A 16,429-nucleotide genomic window follows, 5' to 3' on the forward strand; every position below is an offset into this window, starting at 1 on the left:
GAATGACGGCTCAAAAGGCTGATTGAACACTTCGAGGCAACCATGAACACCGGCACCGACCACATCATCAAGAGTTACGACAGCGAACTGACCCGGCTCACCGGCGAGATCGTGCGCATGGGCGAGCTGTCGGTGACCCAGCTGGAAGCGGCCATCGACGTGCTGGAGCGCCGCGACGAGCGCGCCGCCCAGCGGGTGGTCGGCAATGACGAGGCGATCGACCAGCTGGAGCAGGAGATCGGCCACGACGTGGTGCGGCTTCTGGCGCTGCGGGCACCGATGGCCGGCGACCTGCGCAACGTGTATGCCGCGTTGCGCATCGCCTCCGACATCGAGCGCATCGGCGATTACGCGGCCAACGTGGCGAAACGCTCGATTCCGCTGTCGATGGTGGCGCCGGTCGCCCCGGTCCACGGCCTGAACCACCTCGCCAGGCTGGCCGCCGAGGAAGTACGCGAGGTACTGGCCGCCTACCGCGACCGCGATGTCGAACGCGCCTACCAGGTGTGGAAGAACGACGTGGTGCTGGACGAGGCCTATACCGGCTACTTCCGCCAGTTGCTGACCTACATGATGGAAGACCCGCGCAACATCACGCCGTGCACCCATCTGCTGTTCATGGCCAAGAACATCGAGCGCATCGGCGACCACGCCACCAACATCGCCGAGAACATCTGGTTCCAGGTCACCGGCGAACCGCTGGACAAGCAGCGCAGCAAGCGCGACCTCACCTCGAACCCGGAGATCACCAAGCTGGGCGAGTAGGCGTTTGCCTGCTCCTGCTAGCTCGCGGTGAGCTTGAGGCCGACGATGCCGACCAAGATCAGCGCGACGCACAGCAGCCGCGGCAGCGTGGCCGGATCGCCGAACAGCACGATGCCCAGCGCCACCGCGCCGACCGCACCGATGCCGGTCCAGATCGCATACGCGGTGCCGATCGGCAGCGTTTTCACCGCCATCGCCAGCAACACGATGCTGACCGCCATCGCCGCCAGGGTGCCCACCGTGGGCCACAGCCGGGTAAAACCTTCGGTGTACTTGAGGCCGATGGCCCAGACCACTTCGAACAGGCCGGCCAGCAGCAGATAGATCCACGCCATGTGGTGTTCCTCTGTGTGTGGCAGGGCCGTCCCCGCGATGGAAAAGTGCGCAGGGTCGTCCCTGCGCACGCCGCCGCTACGGCAGCCCGGGCGTCTCGCGTCGACGCTTGATGCCGCGCACGATGCCGTAGCCGCCGATCAGCAACCAGGCCACCTGCATGATGAACGCCGACAGGTTGAAGCTGCCGAAGCCCAACGACAGCATCACGCCGATCGCACCCAGCACATTCATCAGCTGGTAGACCAGCCCGCTACCCTGCAGCTTGCGCTCCTGCAGCAGGAAAAACGCCAGCAGCACCAGCGCCACGCCGAGGTAACCGGCCCAGTCGTACCAGAAGAAACTCATCGCTTCGCGCTCCGCTGGCGCAACGCCTCGAACAGCACCACGCCGGTGGCGACGGAGACGTTGAGGCTTTCCATCGTGCCCGGCATCGGGATCTTCGCCACGAAATCGCACAGCTCACGGGTCAGCCGGCGAATACCCTCGCCTTCACTGCCCAGCACCAGCGCCACCGGCCCCTTGAAGTCGACGCCGTAGATGGTGGTGTCGGTGTCGCCGGCCAGGCCGGTGATCCACACGCCGGCGTCCTTCAGTTCACGCAGCGTACGCGCCAGGTTGGTGACCGCGATCAGCGGCACCCGGTCGGCACCGCCGGCCGAAGCCCGGCGCACCACCGGCGTCAGGCCCACCGCGCGATCCTTCGGCACGATCACCGCGGTGACCTTGGCGGCCGCCGCGCTGCGCAGGCAGGCGCCGAGGTTGTGCGGATCGGTGACGCCGTCCAGCACCAGCACCAGGGCATCGCTGCCGTCGCGTTCCAGCAGGCCGGCCAGGTCGTTTTCGTGCGCCGCGGGCGCGGCTTCATAACGTGCCGCCACGCCCTGGTGGCGCGCTTCGCCGGCATGCTTGTCCAGCTCGTCGCGGGGCCGGTGCAGCACCGGGATGTTCAACTTCTTCGCGCGTTCGGCCAGCTCGAGCACGCGGGCGTTGCGCTGGCCATTCTCGACCAGCACCTCGCGCACGCGTTCGGCGTCGTTGCTCAACGCGCCTTCGACCGGGTTGATCCCGACGATCCAGCTCTCGCTCATGGCTTGCCTTTCGGTTTGGGTCGACGCCGCGGAGCCTTCTTCGCGGTGGGCGCGGCGGCCGGAGCCTGACCACGCTTGGGCGAAGCCTCCTTGCGCGGACCACGGGAGGAGGACGCTTCAGCCTTGCGGGCTGGACGCTGCGCACCGCGCGACGATGACGACGAACGCAGCGGCGGATTATCGCTCACCGCCGCCTTGCGTGGAGCCGGTGTTGGCGCAGGCACGGCAACTTCAACTTCCTTGCGCCCGAACGCGCGGCCGATCGCCTTCGCGGCGCGGCCAAACATGCCCGGCGCCTTGGTCGTGGCCGCGGCTTTCTTCGGCAACGAATAGCGCTCGCCACTGGCTGCATAGTCGTAGGCCTTGCCACTGCCGGTCGGCGTCGTCGCCGGGGTACGCGGCGAGACCAGCCGGAAGTCGATCTTACGATCCTCCAGGCTGGCCCGCAGCACCTGGATGCGCACGTGGTCGCCCAGGCGGAACTGCGCACCGGTGCGCTCACCCTTGAGCAATTTGCGGGTGGCGTCAAAGTGGTAGTAGTCGTTGGCGAGCTGGCTGATGTGGACCAGGCCGGACACCTTCGACTCGTCCAGTTCCACGAACAGGCCGAACGAGGTGACGCCGGTGACCACGCCGTCGAACTCGCTGCCGATGTGCTTTTCCATCCACGCGCACTTGAAGCGCTCGTCGACGTCGCGTTCGGCTTCCTCGGCACGGCGTTCGCGCTGCGAGCAGTGGATCGCCATCGCCGCCATGTCGCTGGGACTGTAGGTGTAGTCGGCCGGCTTGCGACCGGTCAGCGCATAGCGGATCGCCCGATGCACCAGCAGGTCCGGATAGCGGCGGATCGGCGAGGTGAAGTGCGCGTAGGCGGTGAGCGCCAGGCCGAAGTGGCCGCGGTTGTCGGGCTGGTACGCGGCCATGCTCTGCGAGCGCAGCAGCACGTTCTGGATCAGTTCGCGCTCGGGGCGGTCGTGCACCATGCGCAGGATTTCGGCGAAATCCGCCGGGGTCACCTCGTCGACCGGCGGCATGCGCAGCTTGAACTCGCGCAGGAACTGCTGCAGGTCTTCGTACTTCTCGGCCGGCGGCGGCTCGTGGGCGCGGAACAGCGCGGGGACTTTCTTCTTCTCCAGGAACAGCGCCGCCTGCACGTTGGCGGCGATCATGCATTCCTCGATCAGCTTGTGCGCGTCGTTGCGCTCGGTGGCGCCCATCGACTCGACGCTGCCGCTCTGGTCGAGGCGGAACTTCACTTCCGGTGTCTCGAAGTCGATCGCGCCGCGCCGCTTGCGCTGGCCGGCCATCGCCTTGTACAGCGCGTGCAGGTTCTCCAGCTGCGGCAGCACGTCGGCTACTTCGTGGCGCGCATCCTTGTCGCGCAGGCCGACCGCCTGCCACACCTTGTCGTAGGTGAGCCGGGCGTGCGACAGCATCACCGCGTCGTAGAACTTCGACTTGGTGACGTTGCCCTCGGCATCGACCAGCATGTCGCAGACCATGCACAGCCGCTCGACGTTCGGGTTCAGCGAGCAGATGCCGTTGGACAGCGTCTCCGGCAGCATCGGCACGACGAAGCCGGGGAAGTAGGTCGAGGTGCTGCGTTCGTAAGCCTCGCGATCCAGCGCGTTGCCGACCTGCACGTAGTGCGACACGTCGGCGATCGCCACGATCAGCCGCCAGCCACCGCCACGCTTCGGCTCGGCATACACGGCGTCGTCGAAGTCGCGTGCGTCGGCGCCGTCGATGGTCACCAGTGGCAGCTTGCGGATGTCGGTGCGACCCTCGCGCTCGGCAGCGGTCACTACCGCTTCCACCTGGGCCGCATCGCGCAGCACGTCGGCCGGCCATTCGTGCGGCAGGTCGTGGCTGGCGATCGCCATTTCCACCACCAGCGATGGCTGCAGGCGTTCACCCAGCACGGCGCGGATCTCGCCCACCGGGCCACGCTGGGCGGTGGGCGGCGCGGTGATCTCGACCACCACGATCTGGCCCGACTTCGCGCCCTGCTCCGTGCCCGGCTTGATCATCACGTCGTGATTGAGGCGGCGATCATCCGGTGTCACCAGGGTCACGCCGTCGTCGATCACCACCCGGCCGACCAGGCGCGGCGAACGCCGCTCCAGCACTTCGGCGATCGCGCCCTGCTTGCGGCCGCGGCGGTCGATGCCGACCACGCTGGCCAGCACGCGGTCGCCATGCATCACCGCGCGCATCTGCTGCGGCGACAGGTACAGGTCTTCGCCGCCCTCGTCCGGGCGCAGGAAGCCATAGCCTTCGGCATTGGCCAGCACGCGGCCGGCGATCAGGTCGAGCTTCTGGGTCGGCGCGTAACCGCCACGGCGGCCAAGCAGCATCTGGCCATCGCGCACCATCGCCCCGAGGCGCTTGCGCAAGGCTTCGAGATCGGTTTCTTCGTGGATGCCGAGCGCTTCGGCAATGCGCGCTTCGGTCAACAGCTCGCCGCGCTCTTCGAGCAGGGCGAGGATCGCCTCGCGGCTGGGGATCGGGCGCGCATAACGCTGCGCCTCGCGATCGGCATGGGGATCACGCACGGCGCCTGCGGCGGCCCGGGTGCGCTTGTCCGGCGTGGATGCAGCGCGCGGTGTCCGCTTGGCGGATTTCTTCGCGGGATGCGAGTCCTGGGGATGGCCGGACTTGGGGGGAGTTTTTCTGGTCACTCAGTATCCTTGTGATGTTTGCGCCGCGGAGAATGCCACGTCGCGAGAGATGGTTGTGAAAAAGTGTTGACAAGCCGTCGGCAGATGCCTAAATTACGCGGCTCACGCAGCTCGCTGAGCAACGTGACACCTGCCCAGGTGGCGGAATTGGTAGACGCACTAGCTTCAGGTGCTAGCGGGGGCAACTCCGTGGAGGTTCGAGTCCTCTCCTGGGCACCAATTGTAAACGAAGGCCCGCAGCGATGCGGGCCTTCGTCTTTTCCGGGTTTGATTAAAGTCAGGAAGGCCGCCTAACAAGGCGGCCTTCGTCTTTTTCAAGTTTGACTAAAGTCAGGAAGGCCGCCCGACAAGGCGGCCTTCGTCTTTCCGGATTTGATTGAAAGTCGGGACGGGCGCTCTTCAGCCCGCTGCCGGCCCCTTCAACTCAACCATGTTCCCCTGCGGGTCATACAGATAGATCGACGGCCCCTCACCCTGCGCGCCGTAACGCGAGCCCAGTTCGCCGATGCGCACGCCGTGCGACTTCAGGTGGGCCAGGATCGCCGCCTCGTCGTAATCCTCCACGCGCAGGCACAGGTGATCCATGTTGTGGCCTTGCGCACCCGGCGCGGCGCCACCGTGGCGACCCAGCTTGCCGTCGACGGCGACCAGGTCGATCAGCGAGCGGCCGGCGCGCAGTTGCACCAGGTCGATCTCGTCCTGCCGACGCTCCTCGCGGCAGCCGAGCACGTCGCAGTAGAAACGCTGCATGGCGTCGCTGTCGATGACACGCAACACCACGTGGTCGATGTCGGCGATCCGAATCATGCGCACTCCCGGTCGATGAGGCAGCCGAGCATAACGGGGGCGGTCCGGCGGCTCCCTGAACCGGGCGTCGGCCGGCCGCGACAGCCCCCGTTCCCCCTGTATAATCGCCGCGGTAAACGCATGGTGGGAGAAGCGGCCCGTCCCTCGCAGGACATGGCCGCTGCCGAAGACGCAACGCCCGTAATCGCTCAGGCCCCCATACCACCATGCGTGAACACTCTGGAGAGAGCGGCTGAAGCCGCCGCCGAAGGGGCACGAAACGCCGCCGCGTTTCCAAACTCTCAGGCAAAAGGACAGAGGGGCGCCCCGCGTGCGGCACGACACGCCAGTCTTCGGATGCCCAGCCATGAGCCACAACCCCACTTCCCTGCGTGACCTCGAAAACCACGGTGCCTTCATCGACCGCCACATCGGCCCGGACGACGCCGAGATCGCGCAGATGCTGCGCGTGGTCGGCCACGATTCGCTGGAGTCGATGACCGACGCCATCGTGCCCGCCTCGATCAAGTCCGCCGCACCGCTGGCCTTGCCCACGGCGATCACCGAAGAAGAAGCGCTGGCCAAGATCCGCGCGATCGCCGATCACAACCGGGTGTTCCGCAGCTTCATCGGCCAGGGCTATTACGGCACGCTGACGCCCAACGTCATCCTGCGCAACATCCTGGAAAACCCGGCCTGGTACACCGCGTACACGCCGTACCAGGCGGAGATCTCGCAGGGTCGCATGGAGGCGCTGATCAACTTCCAGACGATGTGTGCCGACCTCACCGGGATGGAGATCGCCAACGCCTCGCTGCTGGACGAAGCCACCGCCGCGGCCGAGGCGATGACCCTGGCCAAGCGCTCGAGCAAGAACAAGGGCAACGCCATCGTGGTGTTCGGCGACGCCCACCCGCAGACCATCGAGGTGATGCGCACCCGCGCCGAGCCGCTGGGCCTGACGATCACCCTGGCCGACTCCGCCGAGGCCTGGGATGCCGCGATCGCCGCGGACGACTACTTCGCGGCGCTGATCCAGTACCCGGCCAGCAGCGGCTGGCTGCTGGACTGGAGCGAGGAAGTGGCGAAGATCCACGCCAAGGGCGCGCTGGCCATCTTCGCCACCGACCTGCTGGCGCTGACCCTGTTGAAGTCGCCGGGCGAAATGGGCGCCGACATCGTGATCGGCAACACCCAGCGCTTCGGCGTGCCGTTCGGATTCGGCGGCCCGCACGCCGCCTTCATGGCCTGCCGCGATGCGTACAAGCGCTCGATGCCGGGCCGCCTGATCGGCGTCTCCATCGATGCCGAGGGCAACAAGGCCTATCGCCTCACCTTGCAGACGCGCGAACAGCACATCCGCCGCGAGAAGGCCACCAGCAACATCTGCACCGCCCAAGTGCTGCTCGCCGTGATGGCCTCGATGTACGCCGTCTACCACGGCCCCAAGGGTCTCACCCGCATCGCCTCCCGTGTGGCGCGGCTCACCGCGATCCTCAAGGCCGGCCTGCAGCAGCTCGGCTTCACCGCCAGCCACCACGACAGCGCGTTCGACACGATCAGCCTGAAGACCGGCGATCGCACCGACGCCATCGCCGCCCGCGCGGTGGCGCTGGGCGCCAACCTGCGCAAGGCCTGGGGCGAATACCTGTGCATCTCGCTGGACGAGACCACCACCCGCGCCGACATCGAGCTGCTGTGGCGCATCTTCGGCGGCGATGACGCGCAGTTGCCCAGCATCGACGCGCTGGATGCCAGCGCGCCGTCGCTGATCCCGCAGGCGCTGCAGCGCACCTCGCCGTTCCTCACCCACCCGGTGTTCAACACGCATCACAGCGAGCACGAACTGCTGCGCTACCTGCGCGCGCTGGCCGACAAGGACCTGGCGATGGATCGCACGATGATCCCGCTGGGCTCGTGCACGATGAAGCTCAACGCCACCGCCGAGATGATCCCGGTCACTTGGCCGGAATTCGCCAACATCCATCCGTTCGCACCCGCCGCGCAGACCCAGGGTTACCAGGAGCTGATCGCCGGGCTGGAAGCGCAACTGGTGGAGATCACCGGCTACGACGCGGTGAGCCTGCAGCCGAACTCCGGCGCCCAGGGCGAATACGCCGGCCTGCTGGCGATTCGTGCGTATCACCAGTCGCGCGGCGAAGGCCATCGCGACATCTGCCTGATCCCCGAATCCGCCCACGGCACCAATCCGGCGTCCGCCCACCTGTGCGGCATGAAGGTGGTGGTCACCAAGTGCGACGCGAACGGCAACGTGGACCTGGAAGACATCCGCGCGCAGGCCGCGAAGCACTCGGCCAACCTCGCCGCGATCATGCTGACCTACCCGTCCACCCACGGCGTGTTCGAGGAAGACGTGGTCGCCATCTGCGACATCGTCCACCAGCACGGCGGACAGGTGTACACCGACGGCGCCAACATGAACGCGCTGGTCGGCGTGGCCAAGCCCGGCAAGTGGGGCTCGGACGTCAGCCACCTCAACCTGCACAAGACCTTCTGCATCCCGCACGGCGGCGGCGGCCCGGGCGTGGGCCCGTGCGCGGTGCGTTCGCACCTGGCGCCGTTCCTGCCGGGCGCGCTGGGCAACGACGGCGCGCGCACCCAGGGCACCGGCCACGGCGCGATGGTCAGCGCCGCCACCTTCGGCAGCGCGTCGATCCTGCCGATCAGCTGGATGTACATCACCCTGATGGGCCAGCAGGGCCTGCGCAAGGCCACCCAGGTGGCCCTGCTCAATGCCAACTACGTGGCGAAGCGGCTGGCGCCGCACTATCCCACCCTGTACACCGGCCGCAACGGCCTGGTCGCGCATGAGTGCATCCTCGACCTGCGCCCGCTGAAGGATGCGACCGGCATCGGCGCCGAGGACGTGGCCAAGCGGCTGATCGACTTCGGCTTCCACGCGCCCACGCTGAGCTTCCCGGTCTCCGGCACCTTGATGGTGGAACCGACCGAAAGCGAATCGCGGGTCGAGCTCGACCGCTTCATCGACGCGATGATCCAGATCCGCGACGAGATCCGCGCCGTCGAGGAAGGCAAGCTGGACCGCGAGGACAACCCGCTCACCAACGCGCCGCACACCGCCACCATGGTCAGCGCCAGCGAGTGGACCCACGCCTACCCGCGCGAACTGGCCGCCTTCCCGCTGGCCAGCCTGAAGCTGCAGAAATACTGGCCGCCGGTGGCCCGCGTCGACAACGTCTACGGCGACAAGAACATCATGTGTTCGTGCATCCCGGTGGATGCGTACCGGGAAGACGTCGAAGCGTAACCATCGGTCGATCGTCCGATGCGAAGGCCCCGCCGCGGCGGGGCTTTTTTTATGGTGGAAAACCCGCGGCTAGAACCCGCGCAGGTCGTCCACCGGCAGCGCCAGCTTCGCACCGGTGATGCGTTCCAGGGTGCGACCCAGCACCTCGACGTTGTTGTCGAAGCTGCCATGCCCCGCGTCGATGGCGACCTCCGGATGCAGGCAGGTGGGCACCTTGCCGACATCGATGACTTCGGTGCGCTTGCCCAGGCCGGTCTGCTTCGCCACCTGGCGCCAATTGCCCAATGCCTCGGCCGTGCTGGACGAACCGTCCCAGCCCTTGTAGCCGGCGTCCATCACGTTCGCCAGGCCGAGGATCGGCGTGCGCACATCCAGCTCCAGGGCGTTGGACACCAGGTACAGCAGCGACTTGCGATAGATTGCCGCGGTGTTGTCGTCACGCTCGTTGCGGTCGGACAGGATGCCCAGGTAAAGCCGCTGCATCAGGGCATCGTGTGGCGCGTAGTGGCGGTTGGCGAACTGCACGGTGCAGGCCGGCGCGTACAGGTGGATGGACGCGGTCTGCGCCTCCAGCCCGCGCGCGGCCAGCAGGTCGACCAGGTAGCCATGGAAGATCGAACCGGCGGAGTGGCCGACCAGGTGGATTTCCAGCTGGTCGCCCCAGGTCTTGGCCAGGTTCTGCAGCGCCGTCACCAGCAGGTCGCCGCCCCGCGTGGGCAGGCTGGCGGCTTCGGCGTTTTCCTTCATCTCGCTCCAGATTGGCCGCGTTAGTGGACGCCCGACGGTGCGCTCGACGAGGATGTCGGTGGCGTCGCTGATCTTCTCGCGGATGCCGCCGGCCCGCGGCGGCTCGTGCCGGAACTTGTCGGCGAAGATGTCGCCGATCGATTCGAGCATGCCGGTCTTCCAGATCACGAACAGCGGATAGCAGCCGTTGCCGATGAAGTAGCGCCCCATCGCCCGCGCGCGTTCGATCGCCGCGGCTTCGCTGTTGAGTCCACCGTGGGCATAGATCACCAGCCGCCTGGTCGTCGCCTTCTGCTGGCGGAACCACTGGTCCGGCAGCGTGCAGGCCTGGAACAGCAGCGAGCGACTCATCTCGTCCTGGGTCAGGTAGCGCGTCACCCGGCCGTCGTTGCCCAGCACCACGCTGTGCTCGTAGGCGGTGGCCTCGTCCCACCACAGGCTGCGATTGGTGCCGACACGGCGGCTGCCACCCTTGCTGCCCGCCGCGAGCTGGCCCAGCACCACGCCCGACACGCCCATCGCGGCCACCCACGCGTCCATGCCATTGGCCAGCCAGTCGGCGTAGGTCAGCACGGCGAAACCGCCGCAGCCCCAGCTCTTGCCCCAGGAGTTCTGCACCACGAAGCCGTCGGTGTTGAAACCGACCAGGGCAAAGGCGTGGCCGTCGTCGTGCGAGGGTTTGCCGTCGAACGCGATCACCGGCAGGCTGTCGTGCCCGGCCAGCTTCCGGCGCACGGTCGGCACGTCCTGCCAGCCCTGGTGCGTGTTGGCCGACACGTAGATCGCGCCCACTTCATGGATCGCCGCCTGCAGGTCGCTGATCGTCTTCAGCTCGATGCGGTAATACACGCCCAGCGTGTTGGCGGTGGCGCGGGTGGCGTAACCGAACTTCGGCGGCTGCGTGTCCTCCTGCCGATACGGCCAGTCGACCTCCATGCAGACGCCGTGGTGATACCACCCCTTCAGCGCGCCACGACAGCTCGAACCGTCGTAGTTCTCGCCCGCGTATTCGTCGTAGCGGCGGGCGAAGTTGTAGAACATGCGCGGACTGACCGAAGCCAGTCGACCCGGCATCCCGCTCTTGCGCCAGCGCAGGTAGTTGACCACGCAGGCCAGGCCGAAACCGGTGCACGCGCCTTCCTGCCCCTGGTCGAGGATCAGGCCGGCCCCGGTATAGGCCGGCAGGAACTCGCTGACCTGCGCATCGGTGGGGTAACGATCAGGCAGGCTGGCCGGCGGCGGCTGGTAGGCGCGATCGCGCAGGTCGACCGGGTCCTTGCTGGCGTCAAGTTTCGCCGTGCCCGTCGCCGCCGCTGCGACGGCCTTGCGAGCCGCGCCGGCCTTGCGAGTCGCCCCCACGCCGCGAACGGCCACCGGCCAGACCGACGCGGCCAGCTGGAACACGTTGCGAAAGCTTGCCAGTCCGTAGCTGCCGCCGTTGACCAGCTTGCGTGCCGCCGCGTAGTTGTTCGCCGCCAGCGCCGTGCGCATCCTGTCCGCCGCGTGCGACAGGAACAGCGCCAGCAGCACGGCCGCCACCTCGGGCGCGTTGGCCAGGTCCGGAAAGCCTTCGATGTCGACGCCGATCAGGGCCGCGTAGGTGTGGTAGTTCGCCCGCCCCGTCAGCTGCACGAAGCCGCGGCCCCGATAGCGCGCGCCGTCGCCGGGCTGGTCGTTGCCCAGCGACTTGCGCCCGTCGTAGGCACTGAACGCGGGCAGCCCCGGCGTGGTGTTGAAGTGCGAGGGAAATTCGGCGATCGGCACGAAGCCTTCGCTCTCGGCGCGGATGGTTCCCAGCGCGGCGCAGATCATCATGCGGTCGCGCAGCCCCGCCGCGCCCAGCGCCGCCGCCACGTAAGGCAGGTAGCGCACGATGTTGGACTTCTTGGTGGCCGGGAACAGCCGCTGCACCGCGTCCACCGTCAGCGGCACCGCCATCGGTTGTGGTTGCATCATGCCGAGCAGGCCCTGGCAGCATGGCCCGATCACCGCATCGGCGACCATCCCGATGCCGGCTTGCCATCGCCGCGCCGCCGCGTCGACCTGCTCGTCGAAAACGTCGCCCGTCGCCAATCCCGGAAAGTCGCGCGCGTCGTCGCCGAGCACCCCGGCCAGGCGCTTGCGCAGCGTGGCGACATCGTTCCCGGAATTCCCCTTGACCAGCAGCAGTGTTGCCATGACGTATCTCCCCTCGTCCGTGGTGAAGGCTACGAAATACGGCGGCAGCATACGCTCGGTTCGGGGGCCGCACATGGCCCGCGGCGCAGGGAAAAACCGGCCACGGCAACGGGCACGAAGCGTGCCAGCGAACGCGATCTGCCGGCGTCGATCGCCGGTCCGACAGGCCTGGCGCCGGTCAGCTTGCCGCCACGATGCAGTCCCGGCCCTGCTGCTTGGCCCGGTACAGCCGCTTGTCGACGCTGTCGAGGAAGCCACGCAGCTCGTCGGCATGCGCGGGAATGCAGGTGGCCGCGCCGAGGCTGATGGTCAGCACCGGGCCGACCGCGGACTGCGCATGGGGAATCTGCTCGGCCAGGATCAGGTCGCGGCAGCGCGCGGCCAGCTTGTGCGACGCCGCCTCGTCGGTTTCCGGCAACAGCAGCACGAATTCCTCGCCGCCGAAACGCGCCAGCAGGTCGCGTGCGCGGGTTGCAGCGGAAGCCAGCAGCCAGGCCACGCGCTTCAGGCAGGCGTCGCCTTCGAGGTGGCCGTAGCAGTCGTTGTACTGCTTGAAATAGTCGATATCGATCATCAGCAACGACAGCGGCTGGCGGTTGCGCCGCGCGTTGCTCCACTCCAGTTCCATCAGCGCATCGAAGCGGCGCCGGTTGGCCACGCCGGTGAGACCGTCGCGGAAGGACAGCTCCTCCAGTTCCTTCTGCAGGCTCGCCAGCTTCTGCTCGGTCTGCTTGCGTTCGCTGATGTCGAACATGAAACCGATCAGCGAATCGACCGAACCGTCCGCCCGCCGCACCACGTGCACCACGTCGCGAATCCACACGTAGTGGCCGTCGCGGGTCAGCGCCCGGTAGTCGGCTTCATGATCGACACCGGCCTGCGATTGCGCCACGCAGAAATTCAGCACCCACTCGCGATCCTGTGGATGCATGCGGCTGGCCCAGTCGCCTACCGTCTGCCAGCTCGCCGGCGTCCAGCCCAGCAGCGCCTCGATCTGCGGTCCGATATAGGCGAACTGCTTGCTGTCCCAGTCGATCTTCCAGGGAATGGCCTTGGTGGACTCCAGCAATGTGCGGTAGACGGTGCTGTCGGGTTCCAGCTTTTCGAAATCGGCCATCGCTCTCGGACTCAAGCATGAAGACGGGTCGCCGCAGCCGCGGCGATCGCGCCAGCCGGCGCGCAGACGCAAGGTACATCGTCCGCCGGGCGTATCGCCAATCGCACCAGGCGGCGCCCGCTGGTGAAAGCGGGCGCCGTCCCGGGCTAGCGGATCAGCCGCCGTTCTTCGCCAGCCAGGCGTCGATCGCGGGCAGCCGTTCCTTGCGCACCATCTGCCGGTACTGGATGTTCGCGATCACCGTCTCCGCCGCGCGGCGCGAGCCCTTGGCGATGTGCGCGTCGGCGTAGGCGTTGATCTTGTCGATCATCGCCGGATCATTGGAGCTGGCGCCGATGCCCGGGTAGTAGCGGCTGCTGGAGGTGGAGTCGACCAGCTTGTCGATCTGCGCCCGGTGCGCCATCGCGAATTCCCAGGCCATGTCGGGGTGCTCGTAGCCCACCGCACGGATCATGCCGGCGCTGTTGGTGGCACCCGGTTCGTCGGTCAGCGCCAGCTCCAGCGCGCGTTTGGCCAGCGCCTTGTCCTTGCTGATCGAAAGCAGCGCGTACAGGCGATCCTTGATCAGCGGCGTGGTCTCGGCCTTGGCCTTCGCATGCAGCTTGTCCCAGCCCGCCGCGTCGGCATTGCGTGCCACCACCGCATAGATGGTCTTGCGCAGGGCCGCCGGCACGGCCTTCGGATCGGTGTCCTGCGCGGCGTAGCGACGCTGCACTTCGCTGATCACGTCGGCATCGCCGAGGTCGGCCAGCACGCCGATCAGCTGGGTGCGCAGGATCGTGGTGGGGTCGCCCTCGTCGGCCTTCGCCTCCCAGCCCACGCGGGCAAACACCGGCTTCAGCTGCTTGATCGCGAATGCATCCAGACGCGCCTGACGCGCGTCGTCGCCACGGTAATACCCGTGCAGGCCGGAGAAGCTGCCCGCGATGTCGCCCCAGATCTGCGGGTCGGCATCGGCCGGGGTGACCTGGGCCAGGTCGAGGTAGCTGGATGCTGGCTGCAGGCCGGCCATGCCCAGCGCCCAGCTGTCGCCCATCAGGCCCATCTGGTCGATCGGCGCCAGCTTGGCGAACTGGCCCTTGATCGCGGCGAATTCCGCCGGCGTGTACAGCGTGCGGTAGTAGCCGCTCTGCCCCGCGTTCACCAGCACCGGGCCGCAGCCGGCCACGTCCAGCGTGGCCTTGCCGTCCACCACGGTGCGGGCGACCTCGCTGCCGCCGATGCTCTGCGCGATCACCGGCACGTGCCACTTCAGCGGCGTCTTGTTCGGGCGATCCTTGGTGAACTCGCCCTGGCTCAGGGTCAGCGTGGTCTTGCCGTTGCTGCACGCGGACGAGGCCACGCGGATCAGCGGAATGCCCGGTTGCAGGGTGAAGTCGTGCGCAATCTGGGTGACCGGCTTGCCGGCCGCGCCCTGCACCGCCTTCCACAGGTCGTCCGACACCGTGTTGCCGTAGGCGTGGGCCTTGATGTAGTTGCGCACGCCGGCGCGCCAGGCATCGGGGCCGACATAGGCTTCCAGCATGCTGATCACCGCCTCGCCCTTGGCGTAGGTGATCGCATCGAACGCCTGGCTGGCCTGCTCCACCGTCTCCACGTGCTGCACCACCGGGTGCGTGGTGGCGACCGCGTCGCGCGACATCGCGCCTTCACGCGTGCCCACCGCATCCAGGTGCGTATGCCACTCCGGGTGCAGCTTCTCGGTGGTGCGCGCGGCCATCCACGAGGCAAAGCCTTCGTTCAGCCACAGGTCGTCCCACCAGCGCATCGTCACCAGGTCGCCGAACCACTGGTGCGCCATTTCGTGGGCGGCGGTGTTGAACACCGCTTGCTTGTCCGACTGGGTCGAGAAGCTCGGATCCAGCAGCAAGGCGTATTCGAAGGTGTAGATCGCGCCCCAGTTCTCCATCGCCGAGAAGAACTGGCTGCTGCCCGGCGAGGCGATGTTGTCCAGCTTGGGCAGCGGATACTTCACGCCGAAATAATCGTTGTACTCGCGCAACACGTCGCTGGCCGATTTCAGCGTGAAACCGGCCTGCGACTTCTTGCCCTTCTGCGTGATCACGCCGATCTCGGTGCCGTCGGCCATGGTGGTGGCGCGCTCGAACTCGCCCAGGCCGAAGAACAGCAGGTAGGTCGACATCTTCGGCGACGGCTGGAAGGTCACCCGGCTCATGCCGTTGCCCAGGTCCCTGGTCGAGGCGACCGGCATGTTGCTCACCGCCATCTCGTCGCTGGGCACGGTCACGGCGAGGTTGAAGGTGGCCTTGTACGCCGGCTCGTCCCACGACGGGATGAAGCGGCGGGCGTCGGAGTTCTCGAACTGGGTGTACAGTGCGCGCTTCTTGCCCGCCGTGGTGTCGTAATCGATCGCGAACAGGCCGTTGGCCTGGGTGCCGATCTTGCCGGTGTAGCTCATCGCCAGCTGGTAGGTGCCGGCAGGCAGCGGCTGGGCGAAGGTGAACGTCGCCGTCTGCGCCTTCGCATCCACCGTCACCTTGGGCGCGGCGATGGCGATCTTCAGCTTGGTCGGGGTCAGGCGCACCGACGAGAACGTCATGTCGATCGCGTTGAGCGTGATGCTGTGGGTCGGCTGCAGCACGTCGACGGTCACCGTCACCTGGCCGTCGAAGGCGAGCTTGTCCGCATGCGGCGTCACCGCCACGTCGTAGTGGCTGGGCCGCACCGTGCGCGGCAGCTGGGTGGTGGCCAGGTCGGTCGCGGACGTCGCCGCCGGCGTGGCCGCCATGGCCGTCATCGAAACGCCAGCGAGCGCCAGGGCGATCGCGGAAACCAGCAAGGTGCTGCGCATGAGTATCTTCCGTGTCAGGGTGGGCGAAGTGCGGAATGCCGCAGCTTGCCGGCGGAAGCCGTGGCGCTGCAGGCGCGATTCCCGTGATGGTGGCGCGCCGTCCGATCGGCGGAAACCGCCGGAAGTCATGGAGTGTGCCGGCGGCCGGTCAACGCGCCGCCCCCGGCGGCGTTCCTGTTCCGGCATGCCGCTGCTCGCCCGGCACGACATGGCAGTACCCCACCGCCGGCCTCCCACACTGAAGGACACCGCCATGAACCACGCTTCGATGATCCGCCTCGGCCTGCTCAGCCTGATCGCCTGCACTGCATTCGCCAGCGCCGGCGCGATGGCCGCCGACACCACCGTCCCCGGTCACCCCCGCGTCAACGAAGTCAATCAGCGCATCGACCACCAGCAGGCGCGCACCGCGAAAGGCGTCGCCAACGGCACCATCACGCCGCAGCAGGCGGCCAGCGACCAACGCCGCGCCGCCAACATCGCCCAGCGCGAAAGCGCCGCCGAAGCGAAGCACAACGGCCACCTGACCAGGGGCGAAACCCGTCGCCTCAACCGCGCGGAAAACCGCAACAGCCGCGCGATTCACCGCCAGCGCCACTGATCGCCCACAGGCAGAAGGCCCCGGCAACG

The 16,429-nt window shown here is 67.5% G+C and carries 11 protein-coding genes, 1 tRNA gene and 1 riboswitch; of the genes, 4 read left to right on the forward strand and 8 right to left on the reverse strand.

Annotated elements, in window-relative coordinates:
* Nucleotides 1-42: 42 nt before the first annotated feature.
* Nucleotides 43-765 (forward strand): phosphate signaling complex protein PhoU, encoded by a 723-nt coding sequence (gene phoU, locus ASD82_RS09325; RefSeq protein ID WP_056717559.1) that lies wholly within the window; start codon nt 43-45, stop codon nt 763-765.
* A gap of 17 nt (nt 766-782) precedes the next feature.
* On the opposite strand, the gene sugE is transcribed toward phoU, so the two are convergent.
* The 4 genes from sugE to rnr all read right to left on the reverse strand — a co-directional run bounded on the left by sugE (nt 783) and on the right by rnr (nt 4,744).
* On the reverse strand, nt 783-1,100 hold the full coding sequence (gene sugE / locus ASD82_RS09330; RefSeq protein ID WP_056717560.1) for a quaternary ammonium compound efflux SMR transporter SugE: 318 nt from the start codon (nt 1,098-1,100) through the stop codon (nt 783-785).
* A 76-nt stretch (nt 1,101-1,176) separates the two neighbouring features.
* Nucleotides 1,177-1,446, reverse strand: coding sequence for a hypothetical protein (locus ASD82_RS09335; protein WP_056717561.1), 270 nt, complete (start codon nt 1,444-1,446; stop codon nt 1,177-1,179).
* Nucleotides 1,443-2,189: a 23S rRNA (guanosine(2251)-2'-O)-methyltransferase RlmB gene (gene rlmB, locus ASD82_RS09340; protein ID WP_056717562.1), complete on the reverse strand. Its 747-nt coding sequence runs from the start codon at nt 2,187-2,189 to the stop codon at nt 1,443-1,445. The genes ASD82_RS09335 and rlmB overlap by 4 nt, the downstream gene beginning before the upstream one ends.
* Nucleotides 2,186-4,744, reverse strand: a complete 2,559-nt coding sequence (gene rnr, locus ASD82_RS09345) for a ribonuclease R (protein ID WP_056717563.1) — start codon at nt 4,742-4,744, stop codon at nt 2,186-2,188. Before rnr ends, rlmB begins: the two co-directional genes overlap by 4 nt.
* A gap of 258 nt (nt 4,745-5,002) precedes the next feature.
* On the opposite strand from rnr, the gene ASD82_RS09350 reads away from it, so the two are divergent.
* Nucleotides 5,003-5,089, forward strand: a tRNA-Leu gene (locus ASD82_RS09350).
* A gap of 180 nt (nt 5,090-5,269) precedes the next feature.
* Here ASD82_RS09350 and ASD82_RS09355 read toward each other — a convergent pair.
* Nucleotides 5,270-5,677 carry a VOC family protein gene (locus ASD82_RS09355; RefSeq protein WP_056717564.1) on the reverse strand — a complete coding sequence of 136 codons (408 nt, stop codon included), beginning with the start codon at nt 5,675-5,677 and terminating at the stop codon, nt 5,270-5,272.
* 209 nt (nt 5,678-5,886) lie between these two features.
* A riboswitch (glycine riboswitch) is annotated at nt 5,887-5,984 on the forward strand.
* Between the two features lie 39 nt (nt 5,985-6,023).
* On the opposite strand from ASD82_RS09355, the gene gcvP reads away from it, so the two are divergent.
* Nucleotides 6,024-8,945, forward strand: a complete 2,922-nt coding sequence (gcvP, locus tag ASD82_RS09360; RefSeq protein WP_056717565.1) for an aminomethyl-transferring glycine dehydrogenase — start codon at nt 6,024-6,026, stop codon at nt 8,943-8,945.
* Nucleotides 8,946-9,014: 69 nt separating this feature from the next.
* On the opposite strand, the gene ASD82_RS09365 is transcribed toward gcvP, so the two are convergent.
* From ASD82_RS09365 to ASD82_RS09375, 3 genes are all read right to left on the reverse strand, one after another.
* Nucleotides 9,015-11,870, reverse strand: coding sequence for a C1 family peptidase (locus ASD82_RS09365; protein WP_056717566.1), 2,856 nt, complete (start codon nt 11,868-11,870; stop codon nt 9,015-9,017).
* Nucleotides 11,871-12,048: 178 nt separating this feature from the next.
* Nucleotides 12,049-12,987: a sensor domain-containing diguanylate cyclase gene (locus tag ASD82_RS09370; protein WP_056717567.1), complete on the reverse strand. Its 939-nt coding sequence runs from the start codon at nt 12,985-12,987 to the stop codon at nt 12,049-12,051.
* A gap of 154 nt (nt 12,988-13,141) precedes the next feature.
* Nucleotides 13,142-15,799, reverse strand: a complete 2,658-nt coding sequence (locus tag ASD82_RS09375; RefSeq protein ID WP_056717568.1) for a M1 family metallopeptidase — start codon at nt 15,797-15,799, stop codon at nt 13,142-13,144.
* 253 nt (nt 15,800-16,052) lie between these two features.
* Here ASD82_RS09375 and ASD82_RS09380 point away from each other — a divergent pair, with 253 nt between their 5' ends.
* The gene (locus tag ASD82_RS09380; protein WP_056717610.1) at nt 16,053-16,400 is read left to right on the forward strand and encodes a hypothetical protein; all 348 of its coding nucleotides are present in this window, start codon (nt 16,053-16,055) and stop codon (nt 16,398-16,400) included.
* Nucleotides 16,401-16,429 lie beyond the last annotated feature (29 nt).

Origin of the sequence: Rhodanobacter sp. Root179 (assembly GCF_001428465.1) — a bacterium.
Lineage (GTDB): Bacteria > Pseudomonadota > Gammaproteobacteria > Xanthomonadales > Rhodanobacteraceae > Rhodanobacter.